General features: G+C 63.7%; 28 protein-coding genes. 10 read left to right on the top strand and 18 right to left on the bottom strand.

Annotated features, from left to right (window positions below; translation table 11 throughout):
• The first annotated feature begins 16 nt into the window (after positions 1-16).
• Positions 17-1,123, top strand: a complete 1,107-nt coding sequence (gene hemH, locus CHB88_RS05915) for a ferrochelatase (protein WP_089398345.1) — start codon at positions 17-19, stop codon at positions 1,121-1,123.
• A 1-nt stretch (position 1,124) separates the two neighbouring features.
• Here the strand turns inward: hemH and CHB88_RS25075 are convergent, their stop codons facing one another.
• On the bottom strand, positions 1,125-1,268 hold the full coding sequence (locus tag CHB88_RS25075) for a hypothetical protein (protein ID WP_176442333.1): 144 nt from the start codon (positions 1,266-1,268) through the stop codon (positions 1,125-1,127).
• A gap of 190 nt (positions 1,269-1,458) precedes the next feature.
• Between CHB88_RS25075 and grpE the strand changes: the two genes are divergently transcribed.
• The 4 genes from grpE (at position 1,459) to can (ending at position 6,227) form a co-directional block, all read left to right on the top strand.
• Entirely contained in the window at positions 1,459-2,016 is a 558-nt protein-coding gene (grpE, locus tag CHB88_RS05910; RefSeq protein ID WP_089398344.1) for a nucleotide exchange factor GrpE, read from the top strand.
• Positions 2,017-2,115: 99 nt separating this feature from the next.
• A complete protein-coding gene (gene dnaK / locus CHB88_RS05905) occupies positions 2,116-4,074 on the top strand; it encodes a molecular chaperone DnaK (RefSeq protein WP_089398343.1) in 1,959 nt (652 codons plus the stop codon).
• Positions 4,075-4,174: 100 nt separating this feature from the next.
• Positions 4,175-5,314 (top strand): molecular chaperone DnaJ, encoded by a 1,140-nt coding sequence (gene dnaJ, locus CHB88_RS05900; protein WP_089398342.1) that lies wholly within the window; start codon positions 4,175-4,177, stop codon positions 5,312-5,314.
• A 226-nt stretch (positions 5,315-5,540) separates the two neighbouring features.
• Entirely contained in the window at positions 5,541-6,227 is a 687-nt protein-coding gene (gene can, locus CHB88_RS05895; RefSeq protein WP_089398341.1) for a carbonate dehydratase, read from the top strand.
• Positions 6,228-6,300: 73 nt separating this feature from the next.
• On the opposite strand, the gene panB is transcribed toward can, so the two are convergent.
• From panB to hda, 7 genes are read right to left on the bottom strand one after another with little or no spacing between them, the layout of a single operon-like run.
• On the bottom strand, positions 6,301-7,131 hold the full coding sequence (gene panB / locus CHB88_RS05890) for a 3-methyl-2-oxobutanoate hydroxymethyltransferase (protein WP_089398340.1): 831 nt from the start codon (positions 7,129-7,131) through the stop codon (positions 6,301-6,303).
• A 2-nt stretch (positions 7,132-7,133) separates the two neighbouring features.
• The gene (locus tag CHB88_RS05885) at positions 7,134-7,775 is read right to left on the bottom strand and encodes a deoxynucleoside kinase (protein WP_089398339.1); all 642 of its coding nucleotides are present in this window, start codon (positions 7,773-7,775) and stop codon (positions 7,134-7,136) included.
• Positions 7,772-8,119 (bottom strand): DMT family protein, encoded by a 348-nt coding sequence (locus CHB88_RS05880; RefSeq protein ID WP_089398338.1) that lies wholly within the window; start codon positions 8,117-8,119, stop codon positions 7,772-7,774. Before CHB88_RS05880 ends, CHB88_RS05885 begins: the two co-directional genes overlap by 4 nt.
• A gap of 10 nt (positions 8,120-8,129) precedes the next feature.
• Positions 8,130-8,609, bottom strand: coding sequence for a 2-amino-4-hydroxy-6-hydroxymethyldihydropteridine diphosphokinase (gene folK, locus CHB88_RS05875; RefSeq protein ID WP_089398337.1), 480 nt, complete (start codon positions 8,607-8,609; stop codon positions 8,130-8,132).
• Positions 8,606-10,009: a polynucleotide adenylyltransferase PcnB gene (pcnB, locus tag CHB88_RS05870; RefSeq protein WP_089398336.1), complete on the bottom strand. Its 1,404-nt coding sequence runs from the start codon at positions 10,007-10,009 to the stop codon at positions 8,606-8,608. The genes folK and pcnB overlap by 4 nt, the downstream gene beginning before the upstream one ends.
• A complete protein-coding gene (locus tag CHB88_RS05865; protein ID WP_089398335.1) occupies positions 10,002-10,673 on the bottom strand; it encodes a histidinol-phosphatase in 672 nt (223 codons plus the stop codon). The genes pcnB and CHB88_RS05865 overlap by 8 nt, the downstream gene beginning before the upstream one ends.
• Positions 10,670-11,365 (bottom strand): DnaA regulatory inactivator Hda, encoded by a 696-nt coding sequence (gene hda / locus CHB88_RS05860; protein ID WP_089398517.1) that lies wholly within the window; start codon positions 11,363-11,365, stop codon positions 10,670-10,672. The genes CHB88_RS05865 and hda overlap by 4 nt, the downstream gene beginning before the upstream one ends.
• A 210-nt stretch (positions 11,366-11,575) precedes the next feature.
• Between hda and purM the strand changes: the two genes are divergently transcribed.
• Positions 11,576-12,619 (top strand): phosphoribosylformylglycinamidine cyclo-ligase, encoded by a 1,044-nt coding sequence (purM, locus tag CHB88_RS05855; RefSeq protein WP_089398334.1) that lies wholly within the window; start codon positions 11,576-11,578, stop codon positions 12,617-12,619.
• A 94-nt stretch (positions 12,620-12,713) separates the two neighbouring features.
• Here the strand turns inward: purM and CHB88_RS05850 are convergent, their stop codons facing one another.
• The 9 genes from CHB88_RS05850 to CHB88_RS25070 form a co-directional block, all read right to left on the bottom strand.
• Entirely contained in the window at positions 12,714-13,592 is an 879-nt protein-coding gene (locus tag CHB88_RS05850; protein ID WP_089398333.1) for a proteasome-type protease, read from the bottom strand.
• Positions 13,593-13,785: 193 nt separating this feature from the next.
• Positions 13,786-14,586 (bottom strand): transglutaminase family protein, encoded by an 801-nt coding sequence (locus tag CHB88_RS05845; protein WP_089398332.1) that lies wholly within the window; start codon positions 14,584-14,586, stop codon positions 13,786-13,788.
• Between the two features lie 4 nt (positions 14,587-14,590).
• Positions 14,591-15,535, bottom strand: a complete 945-nt coding sequence (locus tag CHB88_RS05840) for an alpha-E domain-containing protein (RefSeq protein WP_089398331.1) — start codon at positions 15,533-15,535, stop codon at positions 14,591-14,593.
• 1 nt (position 15,536) lies between these two features.
• A complete protein-coding gene (locus CHB88_RS05835) occupies positions 15,537-16,949 on the bottom strand; it encodes a circularly permuted type 2 ATP-grasp protein (RefSeq protein ID WP_089398330.1) in 1,413 nt (470 codons plus the stop codon).
• 105 nt (positions 16,950-17,054) lie between these two features.
• Complete coding sequence (locus CHB88_RS05830; RefSeq protein WP_089398329.1) at positions 17,055-19,091, bottom strand: sodium:solute symporter family protein; 2,037 nt, start codon at positions 19,089-19,091, stop codon at positions 17,055-17,057.
• Entirely contained in the window at positions 19,081-19,371 is a 291-nt protein-coding gene (locus tag CHB88_RS05825) for a DUF4212 domain-containing protein (RefSeq protein ID WP_089398328.1), read from the bottom strand. The genes CHB88_RS05830 and CHB88_RS05825 overlap by 11 nt, the downstream gene beginning before the upstream one ends.
• A 6-nt stretch (positions 19,372-19,377) precedes the next feature.
• Positions 19,378-20,940, bottom strand: a complete 1,563-nt coding sequence (locus tag CHB88_RS05820) for a sensor histidine kinase (protein WP_089398516.1) — start codon at positions 20,938-20,940, stop codon at positions 19,378-19,380.
• Between the two features lie 5 nt (positions 20,941-20,945).
• Complete coding sequence (locus tag CHB88_RS05815; RefSeq protein WP_089398515.1) at positions 20,946-21,644, bottom strand: response regulator transcription factor; 699 nt, start codon at positions 21,642-21,644, stop codon at positions 20,946-20,948.
• Between the two features lie 151 nt (positions 21,645-21,795).
• A complete protein-coding gene (locus CHB88_RS25070; RefSeq protein ID WP_176442332.1) occupies positions 21,796-21,957 on the bottom strand; it encodes a hypothetical protein in 162 nt (53 codons plus the stop codon).
• Between the two features lie 35 nt (positions 21,958-21,992).
• Between CHB88_RS25070 and recA the strand changes: the two genes are divergently transcribed.
• Positions 21,993-23,057 (top strand): recombinase RecA, encoded by a 1,065-nt coding sequence (recA, locus tag CHB88_RS05810; RefSeq protein WP_089398327.1) that lies wholly within the window; start codon positions 21,993-21,995, stop codon positions 23,055-23,057.
• Here the strand turns inward: recA and CHB88_RS24205 are convergent.
• Positions 23,042-23,266 carry a hypothetical protein gene (locus CHB88_RS24205; protein ID WP_143131135.1) on the bottom strand — a complete coding sequence of 75 codons (225 nt, stop codon included), beginning with the start codon at positions 23,264-23,266 and terminating at the stop codon, positions 23,042-23,044. The genes recA and CHB88_RS24205 overlap by 16 nt on opposite strands.
• Here CHB88_RS24205 and recX point away from each other — a divergent pair.
• The 3 genes from recX (at position 23,265) to sucC (ending at position 25,768) form a co-directional block, all read left to right on the top strand.
• Positions 23,265-23,738, top strand: coding sequence for a recombination regulator RecX (gene recX, locus CHB88_RS05805; protein ID WP_089398326.1), 474 nt, complete (start codon positions 23,265-23,267; stop codon positions 23,736-23,738). The two genes, CHB88_RS24205 and recX, sit on opposite strands and share 2 nt — an antisense overlap.
• Positions 23,739-23,988: 250 nt before the next feature.
• Entirely contained in the window at positions 23,989-24,558 is a 570-nt protein-coding gene (locus CHB88_RS05800) for a DUF2889 domain-containing protein (RefSeq protein ID WP_089398325.1), read from the top strand.
• Positions 24,559-24,601: 43 nt separating this feature from the next.
• The gene (gene sucC, locus CHB88_RS05795) at positions 24,602-25,768 is read left to right on the top strand and encodes an ADP-forming succinate--CoA ligase subunit beta (protein WP_089398324.1); all 1,167 of its coding nucleotides are present in this window, start codon (positions 24,602-24,604) and stop codon (positions 25,766-25,768) included.
• The last annotated feature ends 14 nt before the right edge of the window (positions 25,769-25,782 follow it).

Raw genomic sequence — 25,782 nt, 5'->3', positions numbered from 1 at the left:
ACCGAAAGGCCCAAGCATGGCTTTCAAAAAAGAGCCGGAGTACCGGCATGGCACGCTGCCCAGGACCGCGGTGGTGCTGGTCAACCTCGGCACGCCGGATGCGCCGACGGCCGGCGCGGTGCGTCCCTACCTGAAGGAATTCCTGTCCGACCCGCGCGTGGTGGAGATTCCGCGCTTGGTCTGGTCACTGATCCTGCACGGCATCATCCTGCCGCTGCGTTCCGGCAAATCGGCCAGAAAGTATGCATCGATCTGGATGAAGGAAGGCTCGCCGCTGAAGGTCTATACCGAGCGCCAGGCCAAGCTGCTGCAGGGTCTGCTGGGCGAGCGCGGCCACGAGGTGAAGGTGGTCTACGCCATGCGCTACGGCGCGCCGTCCATGCCGCAGGTGCTCGACCAGCTCAAGACTGAAGGCTGCGACCGCATCCTGGTCTTGCCGGCGTATCCGCAATACTCGGCCACCACTACCGCGTCGGTGTTCGATGCCGCCTTCGCTCACTACGCCCAGGTGCGCAACGTGCCGGAGCTGCGCCTGGTGAAGCACTACCACGATCATGAAGGCTACATCGCCGCCCTGCGCGATTCGGTGCTGGCGCACTGGGAGCAGAACGGCCGCGGCCAGAAGCTGGTGATGAGCTTCCACGGCGTGCCCAAGCGCACCCTGCTGCTGGGCGACCCTTACCACTGCGAATGCCACAAGACGGCGCGCCTGCTGGCGGAAAGCCTCGGTCTCGGACGCGACGACTATCTCGTTTCCTTCCAGTCCCGCTTCGGCAAGGCCGAGTGGCTGCAGCCCTATACCGCGCCGACCCTGGTGCAGCTGGCAAAGCAGGGCGTGGAGCGGGTGGATGTGATGTGCCCCGGCTTCAGCAGCGACTGCCTGGAGACGCTGGAAGAGATTTCCATGGAAGTGCGGCATGACTTCCTGACCGCCGGCGGCAAGGAGTTCCACTACATTCCCTGCCTGAACGATGCGCCGGGCTGGATCCGGGCGCTTACCGACATCGCCGAGCAGCACCTGCTGGGCTGGCCGACCATGTCGAATGCCGCCAGCCGGGAACAGGCGGCGCGGGAGGCGGAAGTGTCGCGCCGCCAGGCGGAGCTGATGGGCGCCGAGCGCTAAGCTAGAACGGCGGGCCGACCCGCGACAGGGCCGGCGAAGGGAGGCTGGCGATCCAGGCGGCCGCCAGCACGACATAGACCACCACGATGCCGGCTATCAGGGGTAATCGCATCGTCTTCTCCTTGTCGGTGGTGATGTCATTCATGCTAGCCGCCCTTGATCAAACCCACCATCGTGCCAACGTAAAGTCTGTAACCTGCTGTTAATTTTTCATGCATTTCCAAAGGGACAGCATGTCCTCAAGAAAAATTGTTGGAAATCCCTTGAAAACCTTAGGGTTATCCCCAACTAGCGTCCTAACTTGACTAAGTCATTGATTGCTGGAGATTTTTGTGATGCAAGAACAAGAGAAAACGCAGGACCCGACCTCCCAGCCGATCGAGGCGGGCGAGCCTCAGGCTTCCGAAAGCAGCCAGGCGGAACAGGCTTCCGCCGCATCCTCCGGTCATGAACAGAGGCTGGCGGCCGCCGAAGCCAAGGCGAGCGAGATGCAGGATGCCTTCCTGCGCGCCCGCGCCGAAGCGGAAAACATCCGCCGCCGCGCCCAGGACGATATCGCCAAGGCGCACAAGTTCGCCATCGAGAGCTTCGCCGAGGCCCTGGTGCCGGTGAAGGACAGCCTGGAAATGGCGCTCAAGCTTGAGACGCCCTCGATCGAGTCCCTGAAGGAAGGCGTGGAAATGACGCTCAAGCAGCTGTCCACCGCCTTCGAGCGCAACCGCCTGGTGGAAGTCAATCCGCAGCCGGGCGAGAAGCTGGACCCGATGAAGCATCAGGCCATCTCCATGGTGCCGGCGCAGCAGGAGGCGAACACCATCGTCAGCGTGCTGCAGAAGGGCTACATGATTTCCGACCGGCTGCTGCGTCCCGCGCTGGTCACGGTTGCGCAGTAAAGAAATCGGGAGTCGGAGCGCGGCGGGTGCTTGAAAGCGCCGAATTGCTCTACATATACGGAACAAGCAACAATATCCAATTAACAAAGGAATACGATCATGGGCAAAATCATTGGTATCGACCTGGGAACGACCAACTCCTGCGTCGCCATCATGGAGGGCGGTCAACCTAAGGTCATCGAGAACTCGGAAGGCTCCCGTACCACGCCTTCCGTCGTCGCCTATCAGGAAGACGGCGAGATCCTCGTCGGCGCGCCGGCCAAGCGCCAGGCCGTCACCAACCCGAAGAACACGCTGTTCGCGGTCAAGCGCCTGATCGGCCGCAAGTTCGACGAAAAGGAAGTGCAGAAGGACATCAACCTGATGCCTTACCAGATCGTCCGCGCCGACAATGGCGACGCCTGGGTGCAGGCGCGCGACAAGAAGCTCGCGCCGCAGCAGGTTTCCGCCGAAGTGCTGCGCAAGATGAAGAAGACCGCCGAAGACTATCTCGGCGAAACCGTCACCGAAGCGGTGATCACCGTTCCCGCCTACTTCAACGACGCCCAGCGCCAGGCCACCAAGGACGCCGGCCGCATCGCCGGCCTGGAAGTCAAGCGCATCATCAACGAGCCGACCGCGGCGGCGCTCGCCTTCGGTCTCGACAAGACCGGCAAGGGCGACCGCAAGATCGCCGTCTATGACCTCGGCGGCGGCACCTTCGACATTTCCATCATCGAGATTGCCGACGTGGACGGCGAGATGCAGTTCGAAGTGCTGTCGACCAACGGCGACACCTTCCTCGGCGGCGAGGACTTCGACCAGCGCATCATCGATTACATCATCGACGAGTTCAAGAAGATCAACGGCGTCGACCTGTCCAAGGACGCGATCGCCCTGCAGCGCATCAAGGCTTCCGCCGAGCGCGCCAAGATCGAGCTGTCCTCCTCGCAGCAGACCGAGATCAACGAACCGTACATCGCCATGGCCAACGGCGCGCCGATGCACCTGACCATGAAGATCACCCGCGCCAAGCTGGAGTCGCTGGTCGAGGAACTGATCGAGCGCACCATCGAGCCGTGCCGCATCGCCATCAAGGATGCCGGCGTCAAGGTGTCCGACATCCAGGACGTGATCCTGGTCGGCGGCATGACCCGCATGCCGAAGGTGCAGGAAAAGGTGAAGGAGTTCTTCGGCAAGGAGCCGCGCAAGGACGTCAACCCGGACGAGGCCGTGGCCGTCGGCGCCGCCATCCAGGGCTCGGTCCTGTCCGGAGACCGCAAGGACGTGCTGCTGCTCGACGTCACCCCGCTGTCGCTGGGCATCGAGACCCTGGGCGGCGTGATGACCAAGATGATCCAGAAGAACACCACCATCCCGACCAAGTTCAGCCAGGTGTTTTCCACCGCCGACGACAACCAGCCGGCCGTGACCATCAAGGTGTTCCAGGGCGAGCGCGAGATCGCCGCCGGCAACAAGCTGCTGGGCGAGTTCAACCTGGAAGGCATCCCGCCGGCGCCGCGCGGCACCCCGCAGATCGAGGTGACCTTCGACATCGACGCCAACGGCATCCTGCACGTGAGCGCGAAGGACAAGGCCAGCGGCAAGGAAAACAAGATCACCATCAAGGCCAATTCCGGTCTGTCGGAAGAGGAAATCCAGAAGATGGTGAAGGACGCCGAGCTGTATGCCGACGAGGACCGCAAGCTGAAGGAACTGGCCGATGCCCGCAACCAGGGCGACGCGCTGGTGCACTCCACTCGCAAGTCCCTGACCGAGTACGGCGACAAGCTGGATGCCGGCGAAAAGGAAAAGATCGAAGCCGCGATCAAGGACCTGGAAGAAGCCCTCAAGGGCAACGACAAGGCCGAGATCGATGCCAAGGTCGCCGCGCTCACCACCTCGGCGCAGAAGCTGGGCGAGAAGATGTACGCCGACATGCAGGCGCAGCAGGCTGCGGCCGGCGGCGCGGCCGGTGCCGGCGCGGGCGCGGGTGCGGGTGCAGCAGGCGCATCGTCCGAAGCCAAGCCTCAGGATGACGTCGTCGATGCCGACTTCAAGGAAGTGAAAGATAAATAAGATCCGTCACGCGGCTTGGCCGTGATGACCCGCCGAGTCGTAGCGATCAGCTTCTGATCCTCGACTCGGCGTTTTCGTTTTGAATACAGGATGCCGACAAATGGCAAAGCGTGATTTTTACGAGGTGCTGGGTGTAGCGAAGAACGCTTCTGAGGATGAGATCAAGAAGGCGTATCGCAAGCTCGCAATGAAGTTCCATCCGGACCGCAATCCGGACAGCAAGGGCGCGGAAGAAAAGTTCAAGGAGGCGAAGGAAGCCTACGAGATGCTTTCCGACCCGCAGAAGCGGGACGCCTACGACCGCTACGGCCATGCGGGCGTGGACCCGAACATGGGCGCGGGCGGATTCGGCGCCGGCGCGGGCGGCTTCGGCGGCTTCTCCGACGCCTTCGGCGATATCTTCGGCGACATCTTCGGCGCCAACGCCCGCGGCGGCGGCCGCGGCGGCCCGCAGGTGTACCGCGGCGCCGACCTGCGCTACAACCTGGAAATCTCCCTGGAGCAGGCCGCCAACGGTTTCGATACCACCATCCGCGTGCCTTCCTGGGACGAGTGCGATACCTGCCACGGTTCCGGCGCCAAGCCGGGCACCTCGCCGACCACCTGCGGCACCTGCGGCGGCCAGGGCCAAGTGCGGATGCAGCAGGGCTTTTTCAGCATTCAGCAAACCTGCCCGAAGTGCCACGGCAGCGGCAAGATCATCCCCAATCCCTGCGGCACCTGCGGCGGCCAGGGACGCATCAAGCGCAACAAGACGCTGGAAGTGAAGATTCCTGCGGGCATCGACGACGGCATGCGCATCCGCTCCTCCGGCAATGGCGAGCCGGGCATGAACGGCGGCCCGCCGGGCGACCTGTATGTGGAGATCCGCATCAAGCCGCACCCGGTGTTCCAGCGCGACGGCGACGACCTGCATTGCGAGATCCCGGTGTCCTTCGCCAAGGCGGCGCTGGGCGGCGAGATCGAGGTGCCGACGCTTAACGGCAAGGCTTCCTTCTCGCTGCCGGAAGGCACCCAGTCTGGCAAGACCTTCCGCCTGCGCAGCAAGGGGATCAAGGGCGTGCGTTCCGGCTATGCCGGCGACCTGTTCTGCCATGTGGTGGTGGAGACGCCGGTGAAGCTGACCGACCGCCAGAAGGAACTGCTGCAGGAATTCGAAAAGCTGACCAATGACGGCGGCGCCAAGCACAGCCCGCAGACCAAATCCTGGAAGGACAAGGTCAAGGAGTTTTTCGAGTAACACGCCGGAAAGCGGCGGGCGCGACGCCTGCCGTAATCGCGAGAACCGCCGTTCGGCCTGCCGACGGCGGTTTTTTATTGCCGGTTGACTGGCCTTGCCGGCACCGAAGCGCGCGACTCTCGGTCGAATATGGGCGCGCGCGCTTTCCGCTAGAATGGCGAACCTTCATTTCCGGCAAGCCCTGGCTTGCCTGTCCCTCTCAGCACTCTCCGTTACAGGCCGATTCATGACCGACAAATCCATCGACGCATCCGACGACCACCAGCTCGAACCCCTGTTCCGCAACAACCGGGCCTGGGCCGCTGCCATCAAATCCGAAGACCCGGATTTCTTCAGCAAGCTGGCGGCCCAGCAGGCGCCCGAGTATCTCTGGATCGGCTGCTCGGACAGCCGGGTGCCGGCCAACGAACTGCTCGGCCTGCTGCCGGGCGATGTCTTCGTCCACCGCAATATCGCCAATGTCATCGTCCACAGCGACCTCAATTGCCTGTCGGTGCTGCAGTTCGCGATCGATGTGCTGAAAGTCAAGCATGTGATCGTCTGCGGCCATTACGGCTGCGGCGGCGTGCATGCGGCGCTCACCGGTCGTCGCATCGGCCTGGCCGACAACTGGCTGCGCCATGTCCAGGACGTGCACCAGAAGCACGGCCGCTACATCGTCGAGACCCTGCCGGAACCTGCCAGGGTGGATCGCCTCTGCGAATTGAACGTGATCGAGCAGGTGGTCAATGTCTGCCAGACCACCATCGTGCAGGACGCCTGGGAGCGCGGCCAGGAATTCACCGTGCATGGCTGGATCTACAGCCTCAAGGATGGCCTGCTGCAGGATCTCGGGATGGAAATCGGTTCGGCGGCGGCGCTGGATGAAAGCCTGAGCAACTGTCTCAAGCAATATGAGGACCTGAAGCGCTGATCAGCGCTTCGGAGCGGAATCGCCTTCCGACCGATCAGGCAGTTCGGAAGGCGAACGCATCAGGAGCGATTTTTCAGAAGCAGTGTTCCGGCGCCGGGAAGGAGCCATCCTTGACCGCGCCGATGTAGGCGCGCACCGCGCCTTCGACGCTGGTTTGTCCTTCCATGAAATTGCGCACGAAGCGCGCTTTGCGGCCGGGGAACACGCCGAGCATGTCGTGCATCACCAGCACCTGGCCGGCACAGTCCGGGCCGGCGCCGATGCCGATGGTCGGAATCGTCAGCGACTCCGTCACTTCCTTCGCCAGTTGGGCCGGAATCGCTTCCAGCACCAGCATGGAGGCGCCGGCGGTCTGCAGCATCAGCGCGTCATGCTTGAGCTGCCGGGCCGCTTCCTGCGTCTTGGCCTGCACCTTGAAGCCGCCGAACTGGTGCACCGACTGCGGCGTCAGCCCGAGATGGGCGCATACCGGCACGGCGCGTTGCGTCAGGTACTGCACCGTGTCTTCCAGCCAGATGCCGCCCTCCAGCTTCACCATCTGCGCGCCGGCCTGCATCAGCCGCGCCGCGTTCTCGAAGGCTTGCTGAGGCGTGGCGTAGGTGCCGAAGGGCATGTCGGCAATCAGCAGGGCGCTGCGGTTGCCGCGCGCCACGCTGGCGGTATGGTAGGCGATGTCCTGGATGGTCACCGGCAGGGTCGAGGCATGGCCTTGGCACACCATGCCGAGCGAGTCGCCCACCAGCAGCGTTTCCACGCCGCAGCGGTCCATCAGGGCGGCGAAGCTGGCGTCGTAGCAGGTCAGCATGGCGATCTTTTCGCCGGCTTGACGCATGGCGATCAGGGCGGGCACCGTCACCGCCTTGCTGCGCCCGGCCGGCTGATTGTCCTGAAGGTATCCCGACATGCTTACTCTCCCCGGTTGAAAAATTCGCGCTTGCCGCGCATGTTGCGGATGCGAGCCAGCAGCAGCTCGAAATCCTCCGGATTGTCGATCGGATTCAGATGCTCGGTGTTGACGATCAGCAGCGGCGCCGCATCGTAATGATAGAAGAAGCGGCTGTAGCTTTCACACAGCCGGTAGAGGTAAGGCTCGGACAGGCCCGCTTCCATCGCCACGCCGCGCTTCTTCACGCGCTCGATCAGCGTCTCCGGCTGGGCCTGCAGATAGATCACCAGATCCGGCTCCGGCGCCTGCGGGCGCAGGTGATCATAGAGCTGCTGGTACAGATTGAGCTCGTCGTCGGAAAGCGTGAGGCGGGCGAACAGCGGATCCTTGGCCAGCAGGAAGTCGGAGATGACGCGGGAATTGAACAGGTCGGTCTGCGCCAGTTCGCGCAGCTGGTTCATGCGCTGGAACAGGAAGAACATCTGCGTCGGCAGCGCATAGCGGCCGGCGTCCTGGTAGAACTTTTCGAGGAAGGGATTTTCCTCCGGCCGTTCCAGCAGCATCTGCGAATGCAGGCTCTCGGCCAGCTTGCGCACCAGCGTGGTCTTGCCGACGCCTATCGGACCTTCGACGACGATGTATTTGTATTTGTCGATACTCATGAGCGGAAAATGAAATAGACCGCGCCGACGAGGCACAGCGCCGCCCAAACATAATCGAGCTTGAACGGCTGGTTCATGTATAGCATGGCGAAGGGAACGAACACGCTGAGCGTGATCGCCTCCTGCATGATTTTGAGTTGCGCCAGGCTGAACTGGGTATAGCCGATCCGGTTGGCCGGCACCTGCAGCAGATATTCGAACAGCGCGATCGACCAGCTGATCAGCGCCGCGATCCACCAGGCCTTGTTCTCGAGCTTCTTCAGGTGGCCGTACCAGGCGAAGGTCATGAAGACGTTGGACAGGGCGAGCAGGCCGGTGGTCTGGACGATGACGGGAATCTGCATGGCGGCGTTCTCAGAGCTTGCTGATGGCCTGGTCCGCCAGCGCAGGCACGAAGGCATGCGCCGGACCCTGGCCGGGAATGTCGATGAAGGGATCGATCTGCAGCAGCGGAATCAGGACGAAGGCGCGCTGCGTCATGCGCGGATGCGGCACGGTCAGGTTCGGCGTATCGATGCGCTGCGCGCCGTAGAGCAAGAGATCGAGGTCCAGAGTGCGCGGGGCGTTGCGGTAAGGCCGTTCGCGCCCGAAGGCCTGCTCCAGCTCCTGCAGCGCGTCGAGCAGCTGCGCGGCGGGCAGGGCGGTGTCCAGGCGGGCGACGGCGTTCACGTAATCGTCGCCGTCGGCGTCCACCGGTACGGTGCGAAACAGGCTGGAGCGTGCCGACACCCGGGTTTTCGCCAGTCCGTCGAGGCGGCGCAGCGCCTCCTCCACGGTGGCTTGCGCCGCGCCCAGGTTGGCGCCGATGCCGACATAGGCGGCCACCGATGTCATGCGCCGGCCGCCGGGTCGTGGGAAGGCGCGGCAGCTTCCTGCATCGGCTCGCCCTCCATCCGGGATTTGTTGCTGCGGCGGCGACGGCGCTTCTTGGCCGGCGCCTGTCCTTCGCTTTCGCGCGGTTTGCGCGTCAGCAGGGCTTCGCGGCCGGGGCCGTCGGCATTGATGAACTCGGTCCACCATTCGCCGATCTCGGCATCGATCTCGCCGGAGGCGCAGCGCAGCAGAAGGAAATCGTAGCCGGCGCGCATGCGCAGGTGTTCCAGCATCTTGTAAGGCGACTTGCCGCTGCGGCGCTCGAAGCGCGGCTGCATGGCCCAGATGTCGCGCATATCGGAAGCGATCTTGCGCTGCAGGGCCAGCTTTTCGGTCTGGGTGTTCAGCACGTCGTCGGCCGCCAGGTGCAGCGCCGGGATCGGGTACTCGCCGGCGGCCTTGTAGGCATTCCACTTTTCCAGCACCTGATGCCAGAGCAGGGCGGCGAACAGGAAGCCGGGCGAGACCGGCTTGCCTTCACGCACGCGTTCGTCGGTGCTGTTCAGGGCCAGGGTGACGAACTTCTCGCCCAGCGGCTGTTCGAGCACCACGTCCAGCAAGGGCAGCAGGCCGTGATGCAGGCCTTCCTTGCGCAGCTGCTGCAGGCAGGCCAGCGCATGGCCGGACAGCAGCAGCTTGAGCATTTCATCGAATACCCGGGCTGCCGGCACATTGTTGACTAGCGGCGCCATGACGGCGATCGGCGCCTGGGTTGCCGGGTCGATGGTGAAATTCAGCTTGGCGGCGAAGCGCACCACCCGCAGCAGGCGCACCGGATCTTCCCGGTAGCGCGCTTCCGGCACGCCGATCATGCGCAGCGTGCGGTTGCGGATGTCCTCGATGCCGCCGTGGTAGTCCAGCACCGTCTGCGCCGCCGGATCGTAGTACATGGCGTTTATGGTGAAGTCGCGCCGCACCGCATCCTCATGCTGCTCGCCGAAGGTGTTGTCGCGCAGCACCCGGCCATGCTCGTCCTTCGGCGCATTCTCGGAGGAAGTGCCGCGGAAGGTGGTGACCTCGATGATGTCTTGGCCGAACATCACATGTACGATTTGGAAGCGGCGGCCGATGATGAAGGCGCGGCGGAACAGGCGCTTGACCTCTTCCGGCGTGGCGTTGGTGGCGACGTCGAAATCCTTCGGCTTTATGCCGAGCAGCAGGTCGCGCACGGCGCCGCCGACGACGAAGGCCTTGAAGCCGGCGTCCTGCAGGGTTTGGGTGACCCGCACCGCGTTCGAGGACAGCAGCTTGGGGTCGATGTGATGCTCGTTCGGTCCGAGGATGACCGGCTGGTTGGCGCGGCTGGCGGCTTGCGCCTTGTCGCCGACGCCGAGGATGCGGCGGATGAGCTTTTTAATCATTGAACAGATTCAGGATGGGCCAGCCCTGCGCCATGGCATGGGCTTTCAGCCGGGCATTGGGGTTAGTGGCGACTGGATGGGAGACGACCGACAGCAGCGGGATGTCGTTCTGCGAATCGCTGTAGAAGGTGCTGCGCTCGAAGTCTTCCAGCTTCTTGCCCATGGCGGCCAGCCAGTCATTGGTATGGGTGATCTTGCCTGGCCCGGAGGTCGGAATGCCCTTGAGCTTGCCGGTGATGTTGCCGGCATGGTCGAGCTCCGGCTCGGCGGCGATCAGGTTCTGCACGCCGAGGGCGCGGGCGATGGGCGCGGTGACGAAGCGGTTGGTGGCGGTGATGATGGCCACCAGCTCGTCGGCATCGAGGTGGCGTTTCACCAGGTCCAGCGCCGCCGGCCTGATCGCCGGCTGGATGACTTCCTGCATGAATTGCCGGTGCATTTCGTCCAGCTGCGCGCGCGGGAAGCAGGCCAGCGTGCCGAGCGCGAACTCGAGGTATTCGACCGGGTCCAGCGTGCCGTTTTCGTACTGTGAGTAGAACTCGGCGTTGCGGCGGGCGAAGGCTTCGCCGTCGACCGCGCCGATGCGCACCAGGAACTGGCCCCATTCATAGTCGGAGTCCAGCGGCAGCAGGGTATGGTCGAGGTCGAACAGGGCGATATTCATGTGGCTTCGGGTGCTTTCGGCTCGCCTTCCAGCTGCAGCAGGTCGCGCAGCAGCGGCAGGGTGATCGGCCGCTGGGTCTCCAGCGAATACCGGTCGAGGGCATCCAGCATGGCGGAAAGCGAGCGCATGTCTCGATGGAAATGCGTGATCAGATAGGGTAACACGCCGGCGGCCAGCGCCATGCCGCGCGCCTTGGCGGCCTGGGTCAGGGCATTGATCTTTTCCTCGTCGGTCAGGCTGTGCAGGCGGTAAGCCAGGCCCCAGCCGAGGCGGGAGCGCAGATCTTCGCGCAGCTTCAGCTGCGCCGGCGGCAGGCTGCCGGCCGCGACCAGCAGGCCGCCGCTTTCCTTCACCTGATTGTAGAGGTTGAAGGCGGCCACCTGGTTGCCGGCGCTGAGCTGTTCGCAGTCGTCGACCAGGTACAGCTCGACTTCCGGCACCGGCTGAAACTCCGCCCGCTTGGCCTTGGCGCCGCCGATGTAGCGCGCGCCTTCCATTCTGGCCAGCGCCCGCAGCAGGTGGCTCTTGCCCGAGCCGGGTTCGCCCCATACGTAGATGAAGCGCTCTTCGGTTGCCGCCGCGCCCGGCGTAAAACCCTGCAGGCGCTGCAGCAGTTCCGCGTTCTGTCCGACGACGAAGGTATCCAGGGTCTGCGGCTTTTCCGGACCCAAATCAAGCAGCATCTGTCTCATGTCGGCTTTCGCGATGGCCGGAAGGCGGGACGGGATGAGGCATCGGGCTGCGGAGGCGTCCATCCCGGCGGTACTTGCCGGCGGCCGGACGTGGAAGAAAATGACATGAAAGACTGGTTGAAGGTGCGGTTTGTTAAAATAGCGGTTTGGCCGAGCCAAAACATTACCTGAGCTTGTCTATTTTACCGCCTTGTTCCCACTATTCACATCATGAGTTCTCCCACCAACGTTTCCCTTTCCTATCGCGACGCTGGCGTCGACATTGACGCAGGCGACGCCCTGGTCGAGGCAATCAAACCTTTTGCCAAGCGCACCATGCGCGAGGGCGTGATGGGGGGAATCGGCGGTTTCGGCGCGCTGTTCGAGATCGGCAAGAAATACCAGGAGCCGGTGCTGGTGTCGGGAACCGACGGCGTGGGCACCAAGCTCAAGCTGGCTTTCCATCTGAACAAGCATGACACCGTCGGCATCGACCTGGTGGCGATGAGCGTCAACGACATCCTGGTGCAGGGCGCGGAGCCGCTGTTCTTCCTCGACTACTTCGCCTGCGGCAAGCTCGACGTGGCAGCCGCCACCGACGTCATCAAGGGCATCGCCCAGGGCTGCGAACAGGCCGGCTGCGCGCTGATCGGCGGCGAAACCGCCGAGATGCCGAGCATGTACCCGGACGGCGAATACGACCTGGCCGGCTTCGCCGTCGGCGCGGTGGAGAAATCCAAGATCATCGACGGCAGCAAGATCGTGCCGGGCGACGTGGTGCTGGGCCTGGCATCCTCCGGCGCCCACTCCAACGGCTACTCCTTGGTGCGCAAGATCATTTCCGTCGCCCAGCCCGACCTGAACGCCGATTTCCATGGCCGGCGCCTGGCCGACGTGCTGCTGGAGCCGACCCGGATCTACGTCAAGCCGCTGCTGGCGCTGATGCAATCCATGGAAGTCAAGGGCATGGCCCACATCACCGGCGGCGGCCTGGTGGAAAACGTGCCGCGCGTGCTGCGCGACAACCTGACGGCCGTCCTGCACCGCGACGCCTGGACCATGCCGCCGCTGTTCACCTGGCTGCAGCAGCATGGCGGCGTGGCCGATGCCGAGATGCACCGCGTGTTCAACTGCGGCATCGGCATGGTGGTCATCGTCGCCCAGGAGAACGCCGACGCCGCCCTGGCCCAGCTGAAAGCCGCCGGCGAGACGGTGATGCGTCTCGGCGAGATCCGCGAACGTCGTGGCGACGAAGCCCTGACCATCGTCATCTGATGCCGGCAGGCGCCTGGCGCGCATAGCGCGGACAGCGCAAAAGAAAACGGCTGCGAAGGCAGCCGTTTTTCATTGGGGCGCCGAATCGATGCCGTCAGTGCTGGCGGTTGCCGCCGGATTGCTGCGCCAGTGTCTGCAGCGCGGCGGGATGCGTGTCGTCGGCGGAAAGCCCGGCCGGCGGATCCACCCGCATCGGCCGGCTGAACAGATTGGTGGTCGCATGCCCGCCCACCGGCGACTCCGGCGCGCTGTGCCAGACCGGGTCGGCGATGCTTTCGAACACGCTCTTGAGCTGCTGGCCCCAGGCGGTGCGGATCATCTGGAAATACTGGTTGCGCTCGTCGATGGTAACGAAGCGGTTCACCGCCAGGCTGTCGCTTTCATACACCAGCAGATCGAGCGGCAAGCCGACCGAAATATTCGAGCGCAGGGTGGAGTCCATGGAAATCAGCGCGCACTTGGCGGCTTCGTTCAGCGGCGTGGCGGGCGTGATGACCCGGTCGATGATGGGTTTGCCGTACTTGGACTCGCCGATCTGGAAGTAGGTGCTTTCGCTCTGCGATTCGATGAAGTTGCCGGCGGCGTACACCTGGAACAGGCGGCAGCGCTCGCCGCGGATCTGGCCGCCGAAAATGATGTTGATGTTGAAATCGACGCCGAATTTCTCCAGTTCGACCGCGTCGCGCTCATGCACCCGGCGCACCGCCTCGCCGACCAGCTTGGCAGCATCGTACATCGAGGTCACGGTCCAGATGTTCTGGCCGCTGGCGGAAAGCTGTTCGCTGATCAGCTGGCGCACGGACTGGGAAATCGAGAGGTTGCCCGAAGTCATCAGTACCATCATGCGGTCGCCGGGATTCTCGAACACTGTCATCTTGCGGAAAGTGCTGACGTGGTCCACGCCCGCATTGGTGCGCGAGTCGGATAGGAACACCAGTCCGGCATCGAGGCGCATCGCTACGCAGTAAGTCATGATCGCAATAAAGAATTGAACGCTGGCAATCGATTTTACAGGAAGGCGCCAGGGGACCGGGCGAAAATGCCCGCCTGCATAGGGAATCAACGCATCACGGGCCGGAAAGCGGGACGGCGCGATGCATGCTCACCACGCTCGTTGCGAGCCTGAAATTCAAGATAGGAAACAATGGCGATTCAGGCAATGCGGATCAGCGTACCGTCACATCCACCTTCACGCTGAGGGCTTCTAGGCCGCCGCCATGGCGAACGCCGCGAATGGGCGCCGCGGAATCATAGTCGCGCCCCACGGCGAGCCGGCACAGGTGCTCGGTGGCGAAGCGGGCATGGGTAACGTCGATGCTCACCCAGCCGGAGAAATCGTTGTCGTTTACCCAGACGTCGACCCAGGCATGGCTTTCCGCATGATCGCTGCTGCCGGTATCGATGTAGCCGGACACATAGCGTGCGGGCACGTCGTGCGCATGGCAGCACGCCAGGAAAAGATGGGCGTGGTCCTGGCAGACGCCTTCACCCTGCATCAGGGCGGCATTGGCGGTGGTGTGCACGCCGGTGCTGCCGCTGCGGTAGGCAACCGCGCCGCAGATGGCTTCGGCCAGGGGCAGCAGGGCGGCGCTGTCCGGATTCGGCTTCAGGTGGCGCAGGGCGAATTCATGGAGTGCCGGTTCCGCGCTGGTGAAGCGGGTGGGGGCGCTGAACACCAGCGGGTTGATGCCGTCCACCGTCATCAGGCGGCCCTGGTCCAGCGGCGAAACGTCCACCTCGCCATGCGCGACGATCAGCACTTCGTCGTGCAGGCCGGTGACGGTCAGGATGTGACCATGATTGCCGAAGGCATCGACGAAGCCGTGGCAGCGTCCCGCCGACCCGATGTGCCAGGACAGCACATGCTGATGCGGCTCGCTGCGCGGCCACAGCCGCAGCTGCTGGATGGTGTAGCTCAGCGGCGCGGTGTAGCGGTACCGGGTTTCGTGTCGGATCGAGAGCTTCATCGCTTCAGGCCGCCACCGGCATGATGAGGAAGTCGCGCCCGATGCGATTGCCGAGATCGAACATGGATTCGAGGAAGCGGGTCAGGTAGTCATGCAGCCCGCCTTCCAGGATTTCCTCGATGTGGCCGAACTTCAGCTCCGCATGCAGCTTGCCGGCGAAGCGCTCGGTGTCCGCCGACACGTCGTTGCGCACATGGGCCAGGTTGGCGACCACCTCATCCAGGCAGGCCAGCAGCGAGCGCGGCATGTCGCCGCGCAGCATGAGCAGCTCGGCCACTCGCTCCGGCGTGATCACGTCGCGGTAGACCTTGCGGTAGATTTCGAAGCCGGACACCGAGCGCAGCACCGCCGCCCAATAGTAAAAATCCAGCTCCGGGTTTACATCCTTGCCCTCGTCGGCGCCGTGGAACTTCACGTCCAGCAGGCGGGCGGTATTGTCGGCCCGCTCGAGGAAAGTGCCGAGGCGGATGAAGTAGAAGGCTTCGTCTTTCAGCATGGTGCCGATGGTGACGCCGCGCGACAGGTGCGAGCGGTATTTCACCCATTCGAAGAACTGGCTCGGGTCCTGTTCCAGCAGCGCGCCCATGCGGCTCGGCATGCTGAGCCAGGTGGCGTTCTGGGTTTCGAAGACTTCGGTGGTCAGCGTGCCGCGCACCGCCCGCGCATTCTCGCGCGCCTTGGCCAGGCAGGAAGCGATGGAGGACGGATTGTTCGGATCGCGCACCATGAAGTCGAGCACGTCGCGCGGCGTCAGCAGGCCGTACTTGCGGTCGAAGGCCTCGGTCAGCTCCGAGATGCCCAGCACGGCGCGCCAGCCCTGTTCGGCGGCATGGGCGGACAGCGGCAGCATCGACGTCTGGATGTTGACGTCGAGCATGCGGGCGGTGTTTTCGGCGCGCTCGGTATAGCGCGCCATCCAGTACAGGTGGTCTGCGGTGCGGCTCAGCATGTCATTTCTCCAGAACCCAGGTGTCCTTGGTGCCGCCGCCCTGCGATGAATTCACCACCAGCGAGCCTTCCTTGAGCGCCACGCGGGTCAGTCCGCCCCGCACCATGGAAACCGTCTTGCCCGACAGGACGAAGGGCCGCAGATCGATGTGCCGCGGCGCAATGCCGGCCTCGACGAAAGTCGGGCAGGCCGACAGCGCCAGGGTCGGCTGCGCGATGTAGCCCTCCGCCTTGGCCAGCAGGCGCTGGCGGAAGGCTTCGATCTCCGCGGCGGTGGAGGCGGGGCCGACCAGCATGCCGTAGCCGCCGGCGCCATGCACTTCCTTGACCACCAGGTCGGGCAGGTGCGCCAGGGTGAAGGCGAGCTCCTCCGGCTTGCGGCACTGGTAAGTCGGCACGTTGTTGAGGATGGGCTGCTCCGACAGGTAGAAGCGGATCATGTCGGGTACGAAGGGATAGATGGACTTGTCGTCCGCCACGCCGGTGCCGATCGCATTGGCCAGCGTGACGCGGCCGGCGCGGTACACCGACAGCAGGCCCGGCACGCCGAGGCTGCTGTCGGCGCGGAAGGCGAGGGGATCGAGGAAGTCGTCGTCGATGCGGCGGTAGATGACATCGATGCGCTTCGGGCCGCGCGTGGTGCGCATGTAGACGCGGTTGTCGTTGACGAACAGGTCCTGCCCTTCGACCAGCTCCACGCCCATCTGCTGGGCCAGGAAGGCATGCTCGAAGTAGGCGGAGTTGTACATGCCGGGCGTCATGACCACGACCGTCGGATCGGTCACGCCGGCCGGCGCCACCGAGCGCAGATTGTCGAGCAGCATGTCCGGGTAGTGGGCGACGGGGGCGATCTTGTGGCGCGCGAACAGCTCGGGGAACAGCCGCATCATCATCTTGCGGTTTTCCAGCATGTAGGACACGCCGGACGGCACGCGCAGGTTGTCTTCCAGGACATAGAACTCGCCTTCGCCGGCGCGCACGATGTCGACCCCGGCGATGTGGGCGTAGATGTCGGAGGCGACCGAGATGCCCTGCATCTCCGGCCGGTACTGCGCATTGCGGAAGATCTGCTCCGCCGGGATCACGCCTGCCTTGACGATGTTCTGCTCGTGGTAGATGTCATGGATGAACATGTTCAGCGCCTTGACGCGCTGAACCAGGCCGGTCTCCAGCACGCTCCATTCGCCGGCGTGGATGATGCGCGGGATGATGTCGAAGGGGATCAGCCGCTCGGTGCCGGCATCGTTGCCGTACACCGCGAAGGTGATGCCGACGCGGCGGAACATGAGGTCGGCTTCGGTGCGCTTGAGCGCCAGCGTATCGACCGGCTGGCGGGAAAGCCAGTCCCCGAATTCGCGGTAGTGCTCGCGCACCGCGCCTGGACTGGCGTACATCTCGTTGAAGCTGTCGGGCATGAAGATAAGCAGTTAGGTGAATGGACACGTACTAAACAAGAAATATGCCATGCAGCAAAACCGAAAATGCGCCAATCTGGTGCCGCTCCATGCAGCCGCCATCCGCTAGGGCTGCCGGATATGCGCCACCAGTCGATTGCTTTCCGGTGCCGGCGCCCGGGTCAGCAGGCTGACCAGCACGGCTGCCAGCAGGCCCGCCGGCACGCCGAACACGCCGGCCGAAACCGGCGCGATGCCGAACCATTGTCCGCTGGCCGAGCCGCCCAGCGTCGGATGGGTGTGCACCATGTAGTAGATGCACACCGCGAGTCCGGCCGCCATGCCGGCAAGCGCACCTTGCTGGTTCGCCCGCCGCCAGAACACGCCCAATACCAGTGCGGGAAACAAAATGGAGGCGGCCAGTGAAAACGCGGTGCCCACCATCGACAGAATGTCGCCCGGCTTGAGCGAGGCGGTGTAGGCCGCCACCAGCGCCACCACCAGCAGCAGCAGCTTGGAGATGGTGACGCGCTTCTGCGTCGATGCGGTCGGGTCGATCACCTTGTAGTAAGTGTCGTGCGACAGCGCATTGGAGATCGCCAGCAGCAGGCCGTCGGCCGTGGACAATGCCGCCGCCAGGCCGCCGGCGGCAATCAAGCCCGAGATCACATAGGGCAGGCCGGCGATCTCCGGCGTCGCCAGCACCACCATGTCGCCATCCAGCGAAATCTCGGCCAACTGCACTATCCCATCCTTGTTGATGTCGGTAATGTTCACCAGCGGGTTGAGCTTGTCGATGCTGGCCCAGTACGACACCCAGGCAGGCAGCCTGGAAAAGCTGCTGCCCACCAGCGAGGTATAGATGTCGTACTTCACCAGCGCCGCCAGCGCGGGTACTGTGGTGTAGACCAGCATGATGAAGAACAGTGCCCAGAAAACCGAGGTCCGGGCTTGATCTACCGAAGGAGTCGTGTAGAAACGCGCCAGGATGTGGGGCAGGGCGGCGGTGCCCATCATCAGGCAGAAAACCAGTGCCAGGAAATTGATGCGCTTGTTGTCGGAGGCAGCCTTGTCCTTGCCGACGAAAGGCTTGGCATGAGCCAGCACCGGCTCCGCATGCGCCAGGTTGGCGGCGCGCGCCTCGATCCACTTGCGCCGCGCCTGGTCCGGCGTGGCCGGGTAGGTGGCGAGCGCCCGGGCGGCGGTGCGGATCTCGACCAGGGATGCATTGCCGCGCTTGAGGTCGTCCAGATGGCGCTGCATCTCTTCCCGTCCTTCTTCCCAGGACTTCGGCAGGTTCTTCAGCTTTTCCTCGTAATCCCCGGCGCGCTCGCGGAACACCTCGCGGATTTCGAGCTCTTTCGGATCGACCATCAGTTCCCGCTCGCGCCGTTCCAGCTTTTCCAGCAGCGGACCGTAGGACACCTGCGGCACCGGGATCTGGGTGTGCTTCACCGATAGCCATACCACCGGCGTCAGGTAGGCGATCAGGATGATGATGTACTGCGCCACCTGGGTCCAGGTGATGGCGCGCATGCCGCCGAGGAAGGAGCAGACCAGGATGCTGGCCAGCGCGAGGAAGATGCCGACCGAGAAGTCGATGCCGGTGAAGCGCGAGGTGATCAGGCCGACGCCGTAGATCTGGGCGATCACATAGGTGAAGGACACCACGATGGTGGCCGCCGCCGCCGCCATTCGGACCGCATTGCCGCCGCGGCCGTCGGCGTAGCGCTCGGCGAGGAAGTCGGGGATGGTGTATTGGCCGAACTTGCGCAGGTAGGGCGCGATCAGCAGGGCCACCAGCACGAAGCCGCCGGTCCAGCCGATGATGTAGGCGAGGCCATCGAAGCCGTAGAGATAGAGGCCGCCGGCCAGGCTGATGAAGCTGGCGGCGGAAATCCAGTCGGCGGCGGTGGCCATGCCGTTGAAGATGCCGGGCACCCGGCGCCCGGCCACGTAGTACTCGGAAACGTCGGAGGTGCGGCTGATCACGCCGATGCCGGCATACAGCACGATGGTGGAAAAGATGAACAGGTAGCCGATCCAGACGCGCGGAAAGCCTTCCTTCTCCAGCATCGTGAGCGCCCCGAGGAAGAGGGCGAAGCCGACGGTGTACCAGAGATAGTAGCCGGTGAGGCGGGAGCGGAAGCTGTTAGGTGTCATGCGTCTTTCCCTGGCGCTGGCCGAGCTTGCGGTCGAGGCGCCGCATGCCGGTCATGTAGACGGCGACGATCAGGACGTAGGCGATCATCAGGCCCTGCGAAGTCATGTAGTAGGAGAGCGGCCAGCCGAAGAAGGTCATTTCGGACAGCGGCTGGGCGAAGTAGATGACGCCGAAGGTAAGCCCGAACCAGACCAGCAGCAGCGCGGCGGTGAAGCGCCGGGTGTGGCGCCAGTAGGCGTTTGCATCGAAGGCGGCGGGCGGCTGCAGGAGTTCGGGCATGGCGGCTTATCTCAGGTCGTCGATGAATTCGGCGCGGTGCTCCAGGCGCAGGGTGACCCGGAACAGGCTGCCGGGAAGCTTGGCATCGAGGCTGCGCGGATTGTGGAAGATGTCGACCTCGGCATCGTGCTGCTGCGCGATCTCGCGCACGATAGACAGGCCGAGGCCGCTGCCTTCCACGTTGGTGCCGAGGATGCGATAGAAGCGTTCGAAGATGCGGCCGCGCTCTGCCGCCGGGATGCCCGGGCCGGTGTCCTCCACCTCCAGCATCGCCAGCCCGGCGCGCGGATTGTCGCGCACCCGGATGGTCACGCTGCCGCCGGGCGGCGTGTAGCGCAGCGCGTTGTCGACCAGGTTGTTGAGCAGCTCGCGCAGCATGATGCGGTTGCCCATCACCATCACCGGATGGCCGGGCTGTTCGAAGCCGAGATCGATGCGGTGCTGGAAGGAAGGCTGCACCCATTCCTGCACGATGTCGCGCGCCAGCTCCACCAGTTCCAGCGGCTCGAAGGGCTTGGCTTCCGGCGTCTGGTTCTCCGCCCGGGCCAGCGCCAGCAGCTGGTTCACCAGCCGGGTGGCAGCTTCCGAGCTCTTGGCCAGCTGCTCCAGCGAACGGTGGATTTCCGCCTGGTCGGTCTCGCGCAGCGCCAGCTCCGACTGGGTGCGCATGCCGGCCAGCGGCGTTTTCATCTGGTGCGCGGCATCGGCGATGAAGCGCTTCTGGGTTTCGATGTTCTGCGACAGGCGATCCAGCATGTCGTTCAGGGAGCGCACCAGCGGCGCGATCTCTTCCGGCACCTGGCCGGAGTCGATCGGGCTCAGGTCATCCGGCCGGCGCGCCCGGATATGGCTCTGCAGCTCGGCCAGCGGCGACAGGCCGCGGCTTAGCGCGAACCACACCAGGGCCAGGGCGATGGGCAGGATGATGAACTGCGGCAGGATGACGCCCTTGATGATTTCATTGGCCAGCTGCAGACGCTTTTCCAGAGTTTCGCCGACCTGCACCAGCGCCAGGCGCGGCTCGCGCTGGCGCTGCGCCTCGCCTGGCGGCGCGAGGCGGTTCAGGTCCACCATCACGTAGGCGATGCGCACGTCGACCCCGCGCATGGCCTCATTGCGAAACTGGACGAGGCCGGGCTGGGGCTTGTCTTCCTCCAGGGCCGGCACCGGCATGTCGCGGTCGCCTTCGATGAATTCGCCGCGCGGGCCGATGACCTGAAAATAGATGTTGTCGATGTCGTCGGCCCGGAGGATGTCGCGCGCCGAACTGCTGAGCTGGGCCGACACCTTGCCGTTGACCTCCCGCACCTGCTGCGCCAGCACCGTGACGTTGTCGTCCAGCGCCCGGTCGAAGGGGTGGTTGGCGATGGATTTCGCCACGAGATAGGTGATGGCGATGCTCATCGGCCACAGCAGCAGCAGCGGCACCAGCATCCAGTCGAGAATTTCGCCGAACAGCGAGCGCTGGATGCGTTCTTCCGGCTGGGTGGGGATGGAGGCGTAGGGCTCGGGGGCGCGGGCGGCTTCATCGGCCGCCGGCGCGACGGGGGGCGGGCTCGGCTCCGTCATGACGGTCAACCCGCGGCCGGGGCTGACTGCGCGCTATCGTTGAATTTTTCCAGGCAGTAGCCCAGGCCGCGCACGGTGGCGATGCGCACGCCCCCGATCTCGATCTTCTTGCGCAGGCGGTGCACGTACACCTCGATGGCGTTGTTGCTGACCTCCTCGCCCCATTCGCACAGATGGTCGACCAGCTGCTCCTTCGACACCAGCCGGCCGGTGCGCTGCAGCAGCACTTCCAGCAGGCCGAGTTCGCGCGCCGACAGGTCCAGCATCTGGTCGTTCATGTAGGCGATGCGCCCGACCTGGTCGAAGGATAGGGGGCCGTGCCTGATCACCGTCGGTCCGCCGCCGGCGCCGCGCCGGGTGAGGGCGCGCACTCGCGCTTCCAGTTCAGACAGCGCAAAGGGCTTGGGCATGTAGTCGTCGGCGCCGAGGTCCAGTCCCTTGACACGCTGCTCGATGGAGTCGCTGGCGGTGAGAATGAGCACCGGGAGCCGGGAATTGCGCGCCCGCAGCCGGCGCAGGACTTCCAGTCCGGCCATCTTGGGCAGGCCGAGGTCAAGGATCAGCAGATCGAAATCCTGGGTCGACAGGGCGGTGTCGGCTTCGACGCCGTTCTTGACGCAATCGGTCGCGTACCCGGATTGCCGCAGCGAGCGGGTCAGTCCATCGGCAAGTACACTATCGTCTTCAGCAAGCAGGATGCGCATGGCGGCAGGGGGATCCAGGTGATCGTTCAGTCTATTGTTTTTCCGCAAGGCCAGCAAGATAAGGGCCTATAATTCATGGTCTTATATTAATAAATCTCAGCGAAATATCTGTGGTTTTTCGCCGATTTTGCTTGCAAAAAGCACTGGATTTTTATACAGTATCGGTTGTGGCGATAAAGCGGTTTTCACCTGAAAATCGAAGCTTGAGAAAGCTTCCTTCCAGTCCCGGAAAATCCCCGGCAAACTGTTCAGTCGCTGCTGCCAGCCCATCCCGGAAACCTCCGTTTCGATTGCCCAGGCGATCGGTTCTCAAGGTTCTCTCCATTCAACCGTCGAAAGAATAGACACATGGACGACAAAAAATCCGCAATCAATTCGGATAAAAGCAAGGCGCTAGCGGCCGCGCTGGCGCAAATCGAGAAACAGTTCGGCAAGGGTTCCGTCATGCGCATGGCTGACGGTGCGGTTGCGGAAGAAGTACAGGTGGTATCCACCGGCTCCCTCGGCCTCGACATCGCGCTCGGCGTCGGCGGCCTGCCGCGCGGCCGTATCGTCGAGATCTACGGCCCGGAATCCTCCGGTAAAACCACGCTGACCCTGCAAGCCATCGCCGAGATGCAAAAGCTGGGCGGCACCTGCGCCTTCATCGACGCCGAGCACGCGCTCGACACCGTCTACGCGCAGAAGCTGGGCGTGAACCTGTCGGAGCTGCTGATTTCCCAGCCGGACACCGGCGAACAGGCGCTGGAAATCACCGACGCGCTGGTGCGTTCCGGCAGCGTCGACATGGTGGTCATCGACTCGGTGGCGGCCTTGACGCCGCGCGCCGAAATCGAAGGCGACATGGGCGATTCCCTGCCCGGCCTGCAAGCCCGCCTGATGTCCCAGGCGCTGCGCAAGCTGACCGGCAGCATCAACCGCACCAATACCCTGGTCGTGTTCATCAACCAGATCCGAATGAAGATCGGCGTGATGTTCGGCAACCCGGAAACCACCACCGGCGGCAATGCGCTCAAGTTCTACGCCTCGGTCCGTCTCGACATCCGCCGCACCGGCTCCATCAAGTCCGGCGACGAGGTGATCGGCAACGAGACCAAGGTCAAGGTCGTCAAGAACAAGGTCGCCCCGCCGTTCCGCGAAGCGCACTTCGACATTCTGTACGGAGAAGGCACCTCGCGCGAAGGCGAGATCCTCGACCTCGGCTCGGAAGCCAAGATCGTGGAGAAGTCCGGCGCCTGGTACAGCTACAACGGCGAGCGAATCGGCCAAGGCAAGGACAACGCCCGCAACTACCTGAAAGAGCATTCGGAACTGGCTCGCGAAATCGAGAACAAGGTTCGCGCATCCCTCGGCGTCCCCGAGCTGCCGCCGGTCTCGGCAGCCGAAGCCCGTCAGGCTCAAGAAGAGGAATAATCCTTGATCGGATGAAGGGAAGGCAGGTCAGCAAGGCTGACCTGCCTTTTTTTATGGCTGCTCATTTTCCATGCCGCCTGTATTGTCTGGTCCAAGCTGAAGGAGGCGAAACCCCGGGATGTGATTGCTGCCCGAATCAAGCGCGAAGATAATGTCGGTTTGGCTACGAACCAGCCCGAAAGGCCAACCACTTTTTGCATCAAATCCATGGCAAAACTGCAAATGAGCCTGAAGGCACGGGCCTTGAAATATCTTTCCATGCGTGAGCACAGCCGCATGGAACTCGGACGCAAGCTTGCTCGCTATGCCCAGGACGACGATGATGTCGAAGGTCTGCTGGACTGGCTCGAAGCGTCCAAATTCCTTTCCGCCGCCCGATTTTCCGAATCGCTCGTCCACAGGCGTGCCGCCCGCTTCGGCAACAGCCGCATTCTTTCCGAACTTGGCAGCCATGGCATCGCCGCCGAGGTGGTGGAAGAAGTCAAGGAACAGCTCGTCCAGGATGAAGCCACGCGTGCCTTCGAGGTATGGCAGCGCAAATTCGGCACACCGGCCGAGGACGCCGCCGGACATGCGAAACAACTTCGCTTCTTGCTGCAAAGGGGATTCTCGCAAACCTCCATTCAGAAAATTTTCCGCGCGGTAAAGGCAGGCCGCAACACGCTGGAAGATGACGAGTAAGCCAGTTCGCGAACCAGCTTGCTGGTATCGTCGCTTTCGCCCGCCGATTTGCGCCGGCCATTTCGCCTCCATCGAGCCGGTTCCATGATGTGGGAACGCATTCCATTGGATTACTATTTGCAGCCTGACCTGTGCTAAACTGCGTCGGTTTTTTGCCGTCCTGACAGCGTGATGATGCGCTGCACGAGAGCCGCAAGCCAATGCAAAAGCAGCAAATACTCCTATTACATGCTGCATCGCAACCGAAACCATGCCGTTAGCGCCGCCATCCCGCCGAAGCCTAAAGCACACCCGCTCCATCCAGATCGAGGCCTACGCCCGTGAAGATGGGTTGTGGGATATCGACGCGCAGATTACCGACGTCAAGCCGCGCGAAGTGCGCCTGGAGTCCGGCGCGCGCCCGGCCGGCAGTCCGGTGCATGATCTGCGTCTGCGGCTGACGATCGATACCGAGTTCAATGTGGTGGACGCCCAGTCTGCCTCCGACGCCGTCCCCTATCCGGGCTATTGCGACACCATCGGCCCCGCCTACCGCCGCCTCGTCGGCTTGAATCTGGCGCGCGGCTTCCGCCATGGCGTCAAGGAGCGTCTCGGCGGCATCCAGGGCTGCACCCATCTCACCGAACTGGCCCAGGTCCTTCCGACCGCTGCCATCCAGGCCTTCGCCGGCGAAGTCATCGACACCCGCGGCGCCGGCCAGCATAGTGAAAAACCATTTCAGCTTGACCGTTGCCATGCCTTGCGCACGGATGGCCCGGCGGTTGCGCGGTATTACCCACGCTGGGTCGTGAAGACGCCGGCAGAAGCGCCATCCAATTAACCAATCCGATTTATTTCATATCAGTGTCTGAAGGGAAGCTCGCATGAAAATCCATGAATATCAGGGCAAAGAAATCCTCCGCAAAGCCGGAGTGACCGTTCCGCGCGGGATCCCGTGCTTTTCCGTGGAAGAGGCGGTCAAGGCGGCTGAAACCCTGGGCGGCCCGGTCTGGGTGGTGAAGGCCCAGATCCACGCTGGCGGCCGCGGCAAGGGCGGCGGCGTGAAGGTGGCCAAGTCCATCGAGCAGGTGCGCGAGTATGCGAACCAGATCCTCGGCATGCAGCTGGTTACCCACCAGACCGGCGCTGAAGGCCAGAAGGTGCGCCGCCTGCTGATCGAAGAAGGCGCTGACATCAAGAAGGAACTGTATGTGTCCATGGTCACGGACCGCGTCAGCCAGCGCGTGGTGCTGATGGCCTCCAGCGAAGGCGGCATGGATATCGAGGAAGTCGCCGAAAAGCATCCCGAGCTGATCCACAAGGTCATCATCGATCCGGCCACCGGCCTGACCGATGCCGATGCCGACGCCATCGCCGCCAAGATCGGCGTGCCGGCCGGCTCCATCGCCGACGCGCGCAAGCAGCTGCAAGGCCTCTACAAAGCCTACTGGGAAACCGATTCCTCCCTGGCCGAGATCAACCCGCTGATCCTGACCGGCGACGGCAAGGTCATCGCCCTCGACGCCAAATTCAACTTCGACTCCAACGCGCTCTTCCGCCACCCGGAAATCGTTGAAATGCGCGACCTGGACGAAGAAGATCCGGCCGAAGTCGAAGCGTCCAAGTTCGACCTCGCCTACATCTCCCTCGACGGCAACATCGGCTGCCTGGTGAACGGCGCCGGCCTGGCCATGGCCACCATGGACACCATCAAGCTGTTCGGCGGCGAGCCGGCCAACTTCCTCGACGTCGGCGGCGGCGCCACCACCGAGAAAGTGACCGAAGCCTTCAAGATCATGCTGAAGAACCCGAACCTGAAGGCCATCCTGGTCAACATCTTCGGCGGCATCATGCGCTGCGACGTCATCGCCGAAGGCGTGATCGCCGCATCCAAGGCGGTATCCCTGAAGGTGCCCCTGGTCGTGCGCATGAAAGGCACCAACGAAGACCTGGGCAAGAAGATGCTGGCCGAATCCGGCCTGCCGATCATCTCGGCCGACACCATGGAAGAGGCAGCGCAGAAGGTTGTTGCGGCCGCCAACGGAAAATAAGCGAAGGAACAGAC

The organism is Noviherbaspirillum humi (genome assembly GCF_900188095.1).
In the GTDB taxonomy this organism is placed as follows: Bacteria; Pseudomonadota; Gammaproteobacteria; order Burkholderiales; family Burkholderiaceae_D; genus Noviherbaspirillum; species Noviherbaspirillum humi.
Note: the sequence above shows the minus strand (reverse complement) of the source record. Positions and strands in the feature narration are given on the sequence as shown.